At 72.6% G+C, this 12,688-nt stretch carries 12 protein-coding genes; 3 read left to right on the top strand and 9 right to left on the bottom strand.

All coding sequences use genetic code 11. The features are described from left to right. Nucleotides 1-53: 53 nt before the first annotated feature. The 9 genes from ACN26Z_RS07485 to ACN26Z_RS07445 all read right to left on the bottom strand — a co-directional run bounded on the left by ACN26Z_RS07485 (nucleotide 54) and on the right by ACN26Z_RS07445 (nucleotide 7,822). Nucleotides 54-1,169, bottom strand: a complete 1,116-nt coding sequence (locus ACN26Z_RS07485) for a glycosyltransferase (protein WP_421464561.1) — start codon at nucleotides 1,167-1,169, stop codon at nucleotides 54-56. Between the two features lie 77 nt (nucleotides 1,170-1,246). Further along, the gene (locus ACN26Z_RS07480; protein ID WP_421460399.1) at nucleotides 1,247-2,392 is read right to left on the bottom strand and encodes a glycosyltransferase family 4 protein; all 1,146 of its coding nucleotides are present in this window, start codon (nucleotides 2,390-2,392) and stop codon (nucleotides 1,247-1,249) included. 89 nt (nucleotides 2,393-2,481) lie between these two features. After that, the gene (locus tag ACN26Z_RS07475; protein WP_093401915.1) at nucleotides 2,482-3,228 is read right to left on the bottom strand and encodes an MBL fold metallo-hydrolase; all 747 of its coding nucleotides are present in this window, start codon (nucleotides 3,226-3,228) and stop codon (nucleotides 2,482-2,484) included. A 269-nt stretch (nucleotides 3,229-3,497) separates the two neighbouring features. After that, on the bottom strand, nucleotides 3,498-4,463 hold the full coding sequence (locus ACN26Z_RS07470; RefSeq protein ID WP_093401916.1) for a PLP-dependent cysteine synthase family protein: 966 nt from the start codon (nucleotides 4,461-4,463) through the stop codon (nucleotides 3,498-3,500). Between the two features lie 10 nt (nucleotides 4,464-4,473). Beyond that, complete coding sequence (locus tag ACN26Z_RS07465; RefSeq protein ID WP_421460395.1) at nucleotides 4,474-4,833, bottom strand: MoaD/ThiS family protein; 360 nt, start codon at nucleotides 4,831-4,833, stop codon at nucleotides 4,474-4,476. Nucleotides 4,834-4,903: 70 nt separating this feature from the next. Then, a complete protein-coding gene (locus tag ACN26Z_RS07460; protein WP_093401918.1) occupies nucleotides 4,904-5,392 on the bottom strand; it encodes a Mov34/MPN/PAD-1 family protein in 489 nt (162 codons plus the stop codon). A gap of 54 nt (nucleotides 5,393-5,446) precedes the next feature. After that, a complete protein-coding gene (locus tag ACN26Z_RS07455) occupies nucleotides 5,447-5,941 on the bottom strand; it encodes a DUF2017 domain-containing protein (protein WP_210940216.1) in 495 nt (164 codons plus the stop codon). A gap of 2 nt (nucleotides 5,942-5,943) precedes the next feature. After that, on the bottom strand, nucleotides 5,944-6,234 hold the full coding sequence (gene clpS / locus ACN26Z_RS07450) for an ATP-dependent Clp protease adapter ClpS (protein WP_093401920.1): 291 nt from the start codon (nucleotides 6,232-6,234) through the stop codon (nucleotides 5,944-5,946). A 157-nt stretch (nucleotides 6,235-6,391) separates the two neighbouring features. Next, nucleotides 6,392-7,822, bottom strand: coding sequence for a hypothetical protein (locus tag ACN26Z_RS07445; protein ID WP_282239835.1), 1,431 nt, complete (start codon nucleotides 7,820-7,822; stop codon nucleotides 6,392-6,394). A gap of 286 nt (nucleotides 7,823-8,108) precedes the next feature. Here ACN26Z_RS07445 and ACN26Z_RS07440 point away from each other — a divergent pair, with 286 nt between their 5' ends. Genes ACN26Z_RS07440 through ACN26Z_RS07430 form a run of 3 tightly spaced genes read left to right on the top strand, consistent with a single transcriptional unit; the run spans nucleotide 8,109 to nucleotide 12,683 of the window. Continuing rightward, the gene (locus ACN26Z_RS07440; protein WP_421460390.1) at nucleotides 8,109-10,784 is read left to right on the top strand and encodes a LuxR C-terminal-related transcriptional regulator; all 2,676 of its coding nucleotides are present in this window, start codon (nucleotides 8,109-8,111) and stop codon (nucleotides 10,782-10,784) included. A gap of 16 nt (nucleotides 10,785-10,800) precedes the next feature. Further along, nucleotides 10,801-12,087, top strand: a complete 1,287-nt coding sequence (locus ACN26Z_RS07435; RefSeq protein WP_421460387.1) for a nicotinate phosphoribosyltransferase — start codon at nucleotides 10,801-10,803, stop codon at nucleotides 12,085-12,087. A gap of 14 nt (nucleotides 12,088-12,101) precedes the next feature. Further along, nucleotides 12,102-12,683: an isochorismatase family protein gene (locus ACN26Z_RS07430; protein ID WP_093402052.1), complete on the top strand. Its 582-nt coding sequence runs from the start codon at nucleotides 12,102-12,104 to the stop codon at nucleotides 12,681-12,683. The last annotated feature ends 5 nt before the right edge of the window (nucleotides 12,684-12,688 follow it).

Below are 12,688 nucleotides of genomic sequence, written 5' to 3'. Positions count from 1 at the left end.
CGCTGATCGAACCCTCCCCGGGTGTCCGTCGTACCCCGGCCGGGCGGCCGGGATCAGCGATCGACGTCGACGCCGTGCGCGCGGAGCAACCCGGCGACCGCCGCCGGCCAGCCGAACTGCGCCGCCCGGTCCCGGGCGGCGGCCCGCCGCCCGGCCTCGGGACGCGACAACAGCCGGCGGACCGCCCCCGCGATCGCCGCCGGGGTGCCGTCGGCGGCGAGCCCGCCCGAGCCGATCACCTCGGGCAGCGCGCTGGCCGCGTTGACCACCACCGGCGTACCGCAGGCCAGCGCCTCCAGCCCGGCCAGACCGAAGGTCTCCACCGGGCCGGGAGCCAGCACCACGTCGGCGCTGGCCAGCACCGCCGCGAGGGCGCGACGGTCAGGCAGGAACCCGGTGAAGGTGACCGGCAGGCCGGCCGCGCGCTGCCGCAGCGCGGGGCGGCGCGGGCCGTCGCCGACCATCACCAGCACCGCTGGCACACCGGCCCGCCGCAGCTGCGCCAACGCATCGACGGCCAGCTCGGGTCGCTTCTCCACGGACAGCCGCGCGCAGTGCACCAGCAGCACCTCGCCCGGGTCCGCGTACCGGGCCCGGACCGCCGGGTCGGCGCGGCCAGGATGGAAGGTGTCCAGATCGACGCCGAGCGGTACCAGGTCGACGTGCGGCACGCCGATGCGGGCGAACTCCTCGGCCGCCCATCGGGTGGTGCAGACGATCCGGTCGTAGCGGCGGGCCGTGTCCGCGTTCAGCCGGTCGGCGAGCCGCCGCCCCAGCGTGGCGGGCACCCCCCAGGCACCCAGCAGGCCGCTGAGCGACTCGTGCGAGACCATCACCGACGGCACGCCGTTCGCCCGGGCCCAGTCGCCGGTCCAACGCAACGTCGAGCGGTCGGACACCTCAAGCCGGTCGGGTGCGAGCGTGGTCAGCAGCCGGGCGAGCCGGCGTCGGGCGGTGAGCAGCCGGTAGCCGCCACTGTGCGGCAGCGGTGGGCCGGCCAGCGTGATCACCCGGCCCCACGGGTGTCGTTGGTCGTCGTCGCGTCGGCCGGGGACCACGAGCACCGGTTCGTGTCCGGCTGCGCGGTAGCCCTCGCCCAGGTGTTGCAGGGCGGTGCGCAGCCCGCCGGAGGTGCCGGTGACGAAGCTGGCCAGCCGGACGATCCGCAGTGGGCCGCCGGACGTACCCGCGACCTGCGTCGCGGTGGTGGTCCAAGACGTGCTGGTGCGGTCCGGGTGGGTGCCGGTCACGACGCCGCCGGCAGGTCCACGGCGGGCGCGCTGGCGCGGGCGGCCCGGTAGTGCCCGACGAGTTCGTCGCCGACCGCCGCCCAACTGCGCCCCCGCACCGCAGCCCGGGCCGCGACGCCGTACGCCTGCCGGCGTGCCCCGTCGGCGGCCAGCCCGGCCACCGCTTCGGCGATCGCCATGTCGTCCTCGGGTGGCACCAGTACGCCGGTCTCCCCGGGGGTGACCAGATCGACCGGCCCGCCGCTGGCCGGCGCGACCACCGGCACCCCGCTGGCCAACGCCTCCTGGACGGTCTGGCCGAACGTCTCGTGCGGACCGGTGTGCACGAACAGGTCAAGACTGGCGTAGAGGCGGGCCAGGGCCTCGCCGTGCTGGACGCCGAGGAACCGCACGTTGGGCAGCTCCCGTTCGAGCTGGCGGCGGGCCGGGCCGTCACCGGCGACCACGACCCGGACACCAGGCAGGCGGGCGGTGGCGGCGAGCAGGTCGACCCGCTTCTCCGGGGCGAGTCGCCCGACGTAGCCGACCAGGATCTCGCCGCCGGGCACGAAGGCCCGACGCAGGCTCGGGCAGCGCTTGTCCGGGTGGAACCGCTCGGCGTCGACGCCCCGGCCCCACAGCCAGATCCGCTGCACGCCGTGCGCGGCGAGGTCCTCGGCCGCCCTGGTGGACGGGGCGAGGGTACGGCGGGCCGAATTGTGGATCTCCCGCAGCCGCCGCCAGGCCGCGGCCTCTCCCCAACCGACCCGGTATGCCCGGGCGTAGGCGGCGACGTCGGTCTGGTAGACGGCGACGGTGGGCAGCCCGTGCCGGGCCGCCAGCACCGCCGCCCGGGCCCCGAGAATGAACGGACTGGCCAGGTGGACCACGTCGGGCGCATGCTCCAGCAGCACCCCGGCCAGGCGGTTGTTGGTCGGCACGCCGAGCCGGAAGCCCTGGTAGCGCGGCAGCGGCACGCTCGGGATGCGAACCACCGGGTACGGATACCGGTCGATGGCGCGGCGCAGCGTCCCCGGCGGGGCGGGTGCGATCACCAACGGCTCGTGGCCGCGGGCGACAAGGTGCTCGGCGGCGCGCACGACCGAGTGTGCGACCCCGTTGACGTCGGGCGGGAACGACTCGGTCACCATGGCGATCCGCATGCCCTCACGGTGGTGGTGGCAGCGAAGGTCCAGGAGACGTCCAATTGACCGCCCGGCGAACAGTGCCGCACGAACCCGCGCCCGGCGGGTCAGACCTCGTAGGTGGCGCCGGGCCGGACCACTTCCAGCGGGCCGGCGTACGCGGCGGAGGCAGCCGCCACGGTGAGCGCCTCGCTGCCCCAGGCGGGGACCAGGTGGGTCAGCAGCAGCCGCCCGACGTTGGCCTTGGCTGCCGCCTCGCCCGCCTCGCCGCCGGTGAGGTGCAGATCCGGCGGGTTGTCGACGCCGTCGAGGTAGCTGGCCTCGCAGAGGAAGACGTCGGCGTTCTGGGCCAGGCGCAGCAGCGCTTCGCAGGGCGCGGTGTCCGAGGAGTAGCAGAGCACCCGGCCGCCGTGCTCAAGGCGTACGCCGTAGGTCTCCACCGGATGCAGCACCCGGTCGACCGTGACGGTGAACGGGCCGATCGGGAAGGTACCGGGTTGCAGCGCGTAGAACTGGTAGACGTCCTCGACGGTGCTGTCCTCCTGCCCGTACGCGGTGGCCAGCCGGTCCGGGGCGCCGGCCGGCGCGTAGACCGGCAACGGCGGGTACGGCCCGTCCGGGGCGTACCGCCGCACCACCACGTAGGTCGCGGCATCGAGGATGTGGTCGCAGTGCAGGTGGGTCAGGAGGATGGCGTCCGGGGCGTGCAGCCCGGCATAGCGTTGCAGGGTGGACAGTGAGCCCGAGCCGAAGTCGACCAGGAGCCGGAAGTCGTCGGCCTCGATCAGATAAGCCGAGCAGGGGGACTCTGGTCCGGGGAAGCTGCCCGCACAGCCCAGGACGGTCAGTCGCATCGAGTTGTCTCGCTGTCACGGTAGGTAGTGATCGTGCCGGCCGCCGCTCCGGCGGTGATCACTACCGACGCGTACGCCACGCTGGGCAGCCTACGCCCGCGCATGCAAGCGCAAGAATGATCTGCTGGAAGTTGTCATCAACGTGACACCGGTTTCGCCCGTCCGATCGACCACCCGTCACCGAAGTGGTCGGCTCGGGCAGACCGACGCGACGAGGGCCACCGGCAGCGCACCGGTGGCCCTCGTCACATACTCGATGATGCCGCAGGTCAGGCCCAGAGCTGACCGTCAAGCGCCTCCTCCGCGTCGGCGAGCGTCCCGCCGTACGCCCCGGTGCTCAGATACTTCCAGCCGCCGTCACTGACCACGAACGCCACGTCGGCCCGGCGGCCGGCCCGCGCCGCCTCGTGCGCCACGGCGAGCGCCGCGTGCAGGACCGCGCCGGTGGAGAAGCCGACGAACAACCCCTCGACCTCCACCAGCTGTCGGGTACGCAGCACCGCGTCCCGGGTGCCGACGGAGAAGCGACGGTTCAGCACGGTCGCGTCGTAGAGCTCCGGGACGTACCCCTCGTCGATGTTGCGCAGCCCGTAGACCAGCTCGCCGTAGCGCGGCTCGGCGGCGACGATCTGGATGCCCTCGACCTTCTCCCGCAGGTAGCGCCCGGTGCCCATCAGGGTGCCCGTGGTGCCGAGCCCGGCCACGAAGTGGGTGATGGTCGGCAGGTCGTGCAGCAGCTCGGGCCCGGTCGTCTCGTAGTGCGCCCGGGCGTTCGCCTCGTTGCCGTACTGGAAGAGCATCACCCAGTCGGGGTGCTCGGTGGCGATCTGCTTGGCCGTGGCCACCGCCTGGTTGGAGCCGCCCGCCGCCGGCGAGAAGATGATCTCCGCGCCGTACATCCGCAGCAGCTGCACCCGCTCGGTGGAGACGTTCTCGGGCATCACGCAGACCAGGCGGTACCCCCGCAGCTTGGCCACCATGGCCAGGGAGATGCCGGTGTTGCCGCTGGTCGGCTCCAGGATGGTGTCGCCGGGCCGGAGCCGGCCGGCGGCCTCGGCGGCCCGGACCATGAATAGGGCGGCCCGGTCCTTGATGCTGCCGGTGGGGTTCCGGTCCTCAAGCTTCGCCCAGAGCCGCACCGGCGGTGCGCCCTCGGGCACCGTCGGCGACAGTCGGGGCAGCCCCACCAGCGGTGTCCCGCCGCAGGCGTCCAGCAGGCTGTCGTACCGCGTCATCGCGGCCGCCTCAGCTCGCGGTGACGCGCGTCCGGCCCGCGGCCGGCGCGGCCGCGACGTGCTGCGCCATCGCCGCCGCCGCGGCGAAGCCGAACGCGCCACCGGCCACCGCGGGCAGGATGGTCACGCTGTCGCCGTCGTTGAGCTTGGCGTCCAGCGCGCCGAGGAAGCGTACGTCCTCGTCGTTGACGTAGACGTTGACGAAGCGGTGCAGCGCGTCAGCCTCGGTGACCAGCCGGCCGCGCAGCCCGGCGTGCCGGGAGTCCAGGTCGGTGAGCAGGTCGTTGAGCGTGTCGCCGCTGCCCTCGACGACCTTCGCGCCGCCGGTGTAGCTGCGCAGGATGGTGGGGATGCGAACCTCGATGGCCATGGTGTCGTACTCCTCGATCGGGTGGACTGCTCGGTGACGGGGGAAAGGGCGTGCGGGGAGCTGAGGGTGATCAGCGGCCCGAACACTCGTAGTCGACCGTCGCCGGGCTCTGCCCGAACATGTATGACTGCACGGCGTGCGGATCCACCCCGGCGTCGAGGATCCGCACCGGCTCTTCGGTCACCACGCCATCCACGATGCGGAAGGAGCGGATCTCCTCCGTGTCGGGCTCGCGCGTGGAGACGAGCAGATAGTGCGCGCCGGGCTCGCCGGCGAAGGAGATGTCCGTCCGTGACGGGTACGCCTCGGTGGCGGTGTGCGAGTGGTAGATGACCACCGGTTCCTCGTCCCGGTCGTCCATCTCGCGCCACACCCGCAGGTGCTCCATCGAGTCGAACTCGTAGAAGGTCATCGAACGGGCGGCGTTCTCCATGGGGATGTGCCGGGTCGGCGTGTCACTGCCGACGGGACCGGCGACCACACCGCAGGCCTCGTCGGGGTGATCCCGACGGGCGTGGGCGACGATCGCGTCGACGATCGACCGGTCGATGCTCAGCACGTCGCCAAGGGTAGCGCCCGACTGCGGTCAACCGCGAGGCGGCGCCGGTCACAGTCAGTCGATCAAGGCGTTGAGCAGGGACTCCTGGAGATAGCCGAGATATGCGTAGACCGAAAGCTGGAACACTCGGCTGGAACTCGGGTCGTCGGCGACCGCGTCGTCGAGTTCCGCGCCCAGGTCCGTCCCGTCCTTGATCTCCAGCCGTACGCCCATCGCCAGCCGGGCGTCGTTGAGCGCGCGCAACCACGCCTCCGCCGCCTCGGCGTCCAGGCGTACCTCCCCTCCGCTGTCGCCGGGCAGCGCGGCCAGGATCGCGCCGGCCTGGTCGATCTTGGCGGTCTTCAGGTCGCCCTCGGTGTACCGGCGGAACTCCGCAGTGCCCGCCGCGTCCTCCGGGTACGCCTCCGGGAAGAGCCGGCAGACAACTGGGTCAGAGTGGTCGAAACCGTCGGTGAGCAGGCCGACCACCTCGGAGGCGACCTTACGGAGCACACGCACCTCGTCCACCGCGAAGGTGGCGACGTACCGGTCACCGCGGCGGCGGAACATGCTCACGACCGGTCCACCGTCGCCCAGAGACCGTACGCATGCAGCTGCGAGGCGTCGTGCTCCATGCGTTCCCGGGCCCCGCTGGAGACCACCGCCTTGCCCTTGTGGTGCACGTCCAGCATGAGCTGCTCGGCCTTCTCCCGGCTGTACCCGAAAAGCTTCTGGAACACCCAGGTCACGTAGGTCATCAGATTGACCGGGTCGTCCCACACGATCGTCACCCACGGTCGGTCAGCTGCCGGCACCTCATCGGTGTCCGGGGTCTCGACCGGTGCAACCTGCGGAGCCGCCATGCCCCCCATCGTGCCACCGGATCCGGGGAATCGAGGAACCGGAACGCCGGACCAACCCGGATCACCAGCCACGGCCCCGCCCACGCCCCGACTGGTCCTGTCCCGGCCATGCGCGGATGCCCCACCGGCACCGCCGGTGGGGTGCGTGGCGGCCCGGTCAGGCGAGCAGGATGCCGTGTTCGGCAGCATCGGACAGCACCGTGCCGAGCGAGAGACGGACCGCCTCGAACCGACGGGCGACCTCCCGCGAAAGCTCCAACTCGATCTCCCGCAACGCCCGCTGCGCCCAGGCCCGCGCCGCGCTCGGGTCGTTGTTGCCGGGCGAACGCCAGTGCTGCCAGCAGCCTCCCGACAACGCCACGGCCACTGGCGGAAGCACCGCGGTGCGGGGCGGTGCGGGATAGGCGGACAGCATGTCGATCGCCGCCGCACCGGTAAGCGAGGTCACGCCCGCCGCACTGGTGACGAGGAACGCCCGCTCCAACTCCTGCCCGGTGGGGTCGTCCAGCACGCTCCAGCGGACCGCCGTGTCGATGCGCCGGCGGATCCCCTGGGGCAACGGCGCGCCGAAGAGCCGACCGGCGGCGTCATCGACGAGTTCGCCGACGTGGTGGTCGCACTGGGCCGTGGCCAGCAGTGACAGCGCCGCCATCTCCCGGTCGAGCAGTTGGGGCAGACCGGCGCAACCGACGCCGAAGACGATCTCCTGCACCAGACGCATGTGCATGTTGGCCAGTTCCAGGGCGAGGTGCTGGCGGATGCTCCGGGCGGCGGTGCGGGCCTGCCGGTCGAGCTGCTCCGACCATTCGCCCGGTTCGGCCAGCACCGGCACCCGGCCGCGTTCACCCGGCAACTCGGGCGGCTCCAGACTGCCCCGCCGGAGTTCCTCGCCGGAGGCCCAGTCCACCAACGCCCGCCGCAGGTCGGCCTCGCCGCCGGTGACCATGGGGAACCAGCCGGCATCGGCCAACCCGGGCACGGCGGCGAGCAGCGCGGCCCGGTGTGCCTCGACGGTGACCGTCACCGGGTCGACCACCGAGTCGCCGGACTCCCCCGACCCCCGCACCGCCGCCGTGCCCTCGCCGGCCGCCCAGCCGTCGGCGCCCGGCGTGACCGCGAAGAAGACCCGGACCGGCGTCCCGGCGAGGTCGGACAGCAGAGTCAGCTCGGCGGCCGTGAACGACTGATCCGCCGCGATCACGAACAGGAGAGCGCCGGCCCGGCCCACCGCGTCACGCAGGACGTCGCAACCGGCCGGACCCAGCGTGGCGATGTCCGGCGTGTCGACAAGCACGAAGCGTTTCACCAACGGCTGGGGCAGGCTCAGCTCGACCCGGCGTGGCGGCCTGGCCAGCGCCGGCCCGGCTGCCGGCAGGTCGGGCCGGTACGAGTGCGGCGTACGGTAGCCGGGCACGTAGGCGGCCCGGGTGGGCTCGGCGCTGTGCCGTGCCACCAGCCAGCTGCCACTCGGGACGGCGAGTAGTCCGGAGTCGAGTTCCAGCAGCGTGGCGAGCACACCGGTGCGGCCGGCGTCGGCGGGACCGGCCGCGACCACGGCGACCGGTTCGCGGGCACTGGTGCTGGACACGCCGAGCCGCTCCGGGAAGGGCCGGCGACCATGCGGCCCGGCCGCGTCATCGGGCGTACCGAGATGGTGGAGCGGGCCCGGCTTCATCAGGGGGCGGCCTCCGAGGCAGGGCGACCGGTGACCCGGCCGCAGTGAGCATCCGGTGTCGACACTCGGATTCCGGAAGGGTAAAGGCGCGAGCGTCGGGATCGGGGCGATTGCGATACTCAGCGGTAACTCTACAACTACTCAAGTTCGCCCTCGCGCGCTGCCGTGCGGGCCACAGTTCCGTCGATATGCTGCGCGAATGAGTCGGTGGAGCTTCGTGGGCCGGGCTGAGCAACTCGACCGTCTCCGGATGGCGGTGGCTGGCGTCCGTGGCCGAGGGATCCTCTTCACCGGCAGCGCCGGCATCGGCAAGAGCCGGCTGTTGCACGAAGGTGTCGACACGCTGCCCGGTGAGAAGTACGCGGTCTGGCGGATCGCGGCCAGCGCCACCACCTCCGCCATGGCCTTCGGCGGACTGGTCCAGGTGCTCCCGGAGCAGCCGCCGGGTCTGTCCCCGGCCGGCATCCTGCGCTGGGCCGTCGACGTGTTGCAGCAGCAGGCCGCCGGCCGGCGGATCGTCCTCGCGGTCGATGACGCGCACCTGCTCGATCCGCCGTCGGCCGCGCTGGTGCACCTGGTGGCCCGCGCCGAGAACGCCTCGGTGGTCGGCACCCTGCGCGACGGGGAGCAGATCCCGCTGCCGATCCGCGCACTGTGGACGGACGGTCTGGTCGAGCGGGCCGAGCTGGGCCCGATGACGCCGGACGAGACGGCCGCCATGCTCACCGCCATCGTCGGTGGTCAGGTGGACAGCGGCTCCACCGACCGCCTGGGTCGGCTCAGTGCCGGCAATCCGCTGCTGCTGCGCGAGCTGGTGCACGCGGCCACCAACAGCGGCGAACTCGTCGAGAAGTACGGCGTCTGGACCTGGACGGGCCGGCTGGAGCTGGCCCCCAGCCTGACCGAGCTGATCGACATCCGGATCGGTCAGCTCACTCCCGGGGTACGGGCGGTGGTCGAGCTGGTCGCGTTCGGCGAGCCGCTCGGCCTGCGGCTGCTGCACCAGGCCGTGGAACAGCACGACGTGGAGTACGCCGAGGAACGCGGACTGATCACCATGGTGGAGTCCGACCGGCGGCTCGACGTCCGCCTGGCGCACCCGCTCTACGGCGAGGTGGTACGCCGGCAGTGCCCGGTGAGCCGGACCCGTCGGTTGCAGGCGCACCTGGCGGACCTGCTGGAGAAGGTCGGCAAACGGCGACGGGAGGATCTGCTGCGGGTGGCGCGGTGGCGACTGGCCTCCGGCACCGCGCAGGACCCGGCGATGCTGATCGCTGCGGCTGGTGAGGCGTTCGCTCGTTACGACGTACCCCTGGCGACCCGGTTGGCCCGCGCGGCGCTCGACGCCGGTGGTGGGTTCGACGCGGCCGAACTGCTCGCGACCATCCTGATGTTCGCCGACCGGCCGGCCGAGGCGCTCGGCGTGCTCGACGCCGTCGCCACCGACGCCGGCCAGGAGGAACGTCTCAGCCGGTGGCTGACCGTACGCGGCATGGTCAGCTACTGGGGAATGAGTCAGGCGTCCACCGTGGAGGAGATCGCCGCCGAGGGCACGAAGCTGACCGACGCCGCCGCTCAGGCCCGGGTCCGCGCCTTCGAGGCGATCATGCGGCTGCACCGGCTGGACGCGCCGGCCGCGCTACGGCTCGCGCAGGGCGTGCTGGACCGGCCGGCGGCCAGTGTCGCCGCCCGCGAGCTGGCCCGCTGCACGATCGCACATCTGCAAGCCGTGCAGGGACAGCTGTGCCGCAGTGCGACCGCGGTGGACCTGGTGCAGGCGAAGGTGGCCAGCTGGCGGGCCGACATGCCGTACCTGCAACTGGCGGTGGAGCTGGCCCGGGGTACCCGACTGGCCCTCTCGGGCGATCTCGCCGGCATCGACGCGCTGGTCGCCGACGAGTTCGCCGACCTCGCCGACGCGGGTGACTTCCGGCTCGGCACCGGCTACCTGGCGATCCTGCGGGCGTACGCGGCGCGGCTGCGCGGGCGCAGTGACGCCGCGTTGCAGGCCGCGCTCAGTGCCTGTGCGGTCCTGGCGACCAGCCGGGTGTACGCGGGACTGGCGCAGTCGGAACGGGCTCAGGCCGCCGCGCTGCGCGGCGACGCCCGGCAGGCCGTCGAGGCGATGGCCGAGGCCGATCGGCTCCACTCGCCGAGTATGGGTGTGCTGTACCCGTGGCTGGAGCAGGCCCGGGCGGCGACGCTGGCGGCCGGCGGTGACCTCTCCGCAGCGGTGGGCCGGCTGCACGGCCTGGTGGACCGGCTGCGTGCCGACGGCTTCGCCGGACACGAGGCACTGGTGCTGCATGACCTGGTGCGGCTGGGCAAGGCCGGGGCGCAGACCGGGCCGAGGTGTTCCGACGGCGGCCGCCGTACCGTCGCGCAGCGCTTGACGGAGCTGTCCGAGCAGGTCGACGGGGAGTTGCCGCCGCTGCTGGCCCGGCATGCCCGGGCGTCTGCCGACGGCCTGCCGGAGGGATTGCTCAACGCAGCCGACGGCTTCGCGGAGCGCGGGCTCGACCTGCTGGCCGCCGAGGCCGCGGCGGGGGCCGTGCACCTGCTGCGTCAGCGCCGCGCGCCCGATGTCGGGCACGCTCGGCAACGGCTCGGCGCGCTGCTCGCCAGGTGTGACATGGTGCACACTCCGGCGCTACAGGCGGCCACGCCGACGCTCACCGACCGGGAGTGGCAGGTGGCTCGGCTCGCGGCGGTCGGCGGCACCAGTCGCGCCATCGCCGAGCAGCTGTTTCTCTCCGCCCGCACGGTGGAGAACCACCTGCAACGCGTGTACACCAAGCTCGGCGTGACCAGCCGGGCGGAGCTGCGGGTGGCCCTCGGCACGATCCCGGGGCACGACGGCACGACAGCGATGTGAACCCTACTCTGAGGGGGTGCACACCTCTCGTCCCGCGCTGCTGACCGATCACTACGAGCTGACCATGGTCAGCGCCGCCCTGCGAGACGGCACGGCTGACCGGCGCTGCGTGTTCGAGGTGTTCAGCCGTCGGCTTCCCGCCGGCCGCCGGTACGGCGTGGTCGCCGGCACCGCACGCCTGGTCGAGCTGATCCGCGAGTTCCGCTTCGACCCGGCCGACATCGAGTTCCTGCGCCGCACCGGCGTGGTGGACGAACCGGGTGCCGAATGGCTGTCCGAGTACCGGTTCACCGGCGAGATCGACGGGTACGCCGAGGGGGAGCTCTTCTTCCCCGGCTCACCGATCCTGACCGTCTCCGGCAGTTTCGCCGAATGCGTGGTGCTGGAGACGCTTGTGCTGTCGGTGCTCAACCACGACTGCGCGGTGGCTGCCGCCGCGGCGCGGATGGTCACCGCCGCCCGCGGCCGGGCCCTGATCGAGATGGGGTCACGGCGGGCGCACGAGGAGGCGGCGGTCGCGGCAGCCCGGGCGGCCTACCTGGCCGGCTTCCGCTTCACCTCCAACCTGGCCGCCGGCCAGCGGTACGGCATACCCACCGCCGGCACCGCCGCGCACGCCTTCACCCTGCTGCACGACGACGAGCGGGCCGCGTTCGCCTCGCAGGTCGCCACGCTGGGCAAGGACACCACGCTTCTTGTCGACACGTACGACATCAGTCAGGGCATCCGTAACGCGATCGAGGTGGCCGGCCCGGAGCTGCGGGCGGTTCGGATCGACTCCGGGGACCTGGCCGTGATCGCCCAGCAGTCGCGGCAACTGCTGGACTCGCTCGGCGCCACCGAAACGAAGATCATCGTCTCGGGTGACCTCGACGAGTACGCCATCGCGGCGTTGGCCGCCGAACCGGTGGACATGTACGGCGCCGGCACCGCCGTGGTGACCGGCTCCGGCGCACCTACCGCCGGGCTGGTCTACAAGCTGGTCGAGGTCGAGGGCCGTCCGGTGGTCAAGCGGTCCGAGCAGAAGGCCACCATCGGCGGACGCAAGGTCGCCGTCCGCCGGCACAAGCCGACCGGCACGGCCACCGAGGAAATCGTCGTACCGCAGGGGGTGCCGGACCATCGCCCCAACGACCGGCTGCTGCAACGCTCGTACGTCGTGGATGGCGAGCCGGTGTCCCTGCCGACGCTCGACGAGTCGCGGGAGCACCTGCGGCAGTGCCTGATCTCGATCCCGTGGGAGGGTCTCAAGCTTTCCGCGGGCGATCCGGCCATCCCGGTCACCGTGGTACCCGCCGAGTGAGAGGAGTGGAGTCGGTGAGCAACGCGCTGATCATCGTGGACGTGCAGAAGGACTTCTGCGAGGGCGGCTCGCTGGCCGTGGCCGGCGGGGCGGGAGTCGCCGCCGGGATCTCCCGGCTGCTGGCCGCCGAGCCGGACCGTTGGGATCACGTCGTGGCGACGAAGGACTACCACATCGACCCGGGCACGCACTTCGCCGACTCACCGGACTACGTGAGCACCTGGCCCCGGCACTGCGTGGTCGGCACCCCCGGCTCCGAGTTCCACCCGGAGCTGGCCACCGACCGGATCGAGGCGATCTTTCACAAGGGCGAGTACGCCGCCGCGTACTCCGGCTTCGAGGGGCGCGCCGACGACGGCGAGGGTCTGGCCGAATGGTTGCGGCAGCGTGGCGTGGAGCGGGTGGACGTGGTCGGTATCGCCACCGACCACTGCGTGCGGGCCACCGCGCTGGACGCCGCCCAGGAGGGTTTCGCCACCACCGTGCTGCTGGACCTGACGGCGGCCGTCGCGCCGGACACCACCGACGTCGCGCTGCGCGCCTTCGAGGGGGCCGGGATCACCACATTCGGTGCCCCTGTGATCAAAGCCGCATGAGCCGT

The organism is Verrucosispora sp. WMMD703, assembly GCF_049178935.1.
In the GTDB taxonomy this organism is placed as follows: Bacteria; Actinomycetota; Actinomycetes; order Mycobacteriales; family Micromonosporaceae; genus Micromonospora; species Micromonospora sediminimaris.
This window is presented reverse-complemented; position numbering and strand designations above follow the sequence as displayed.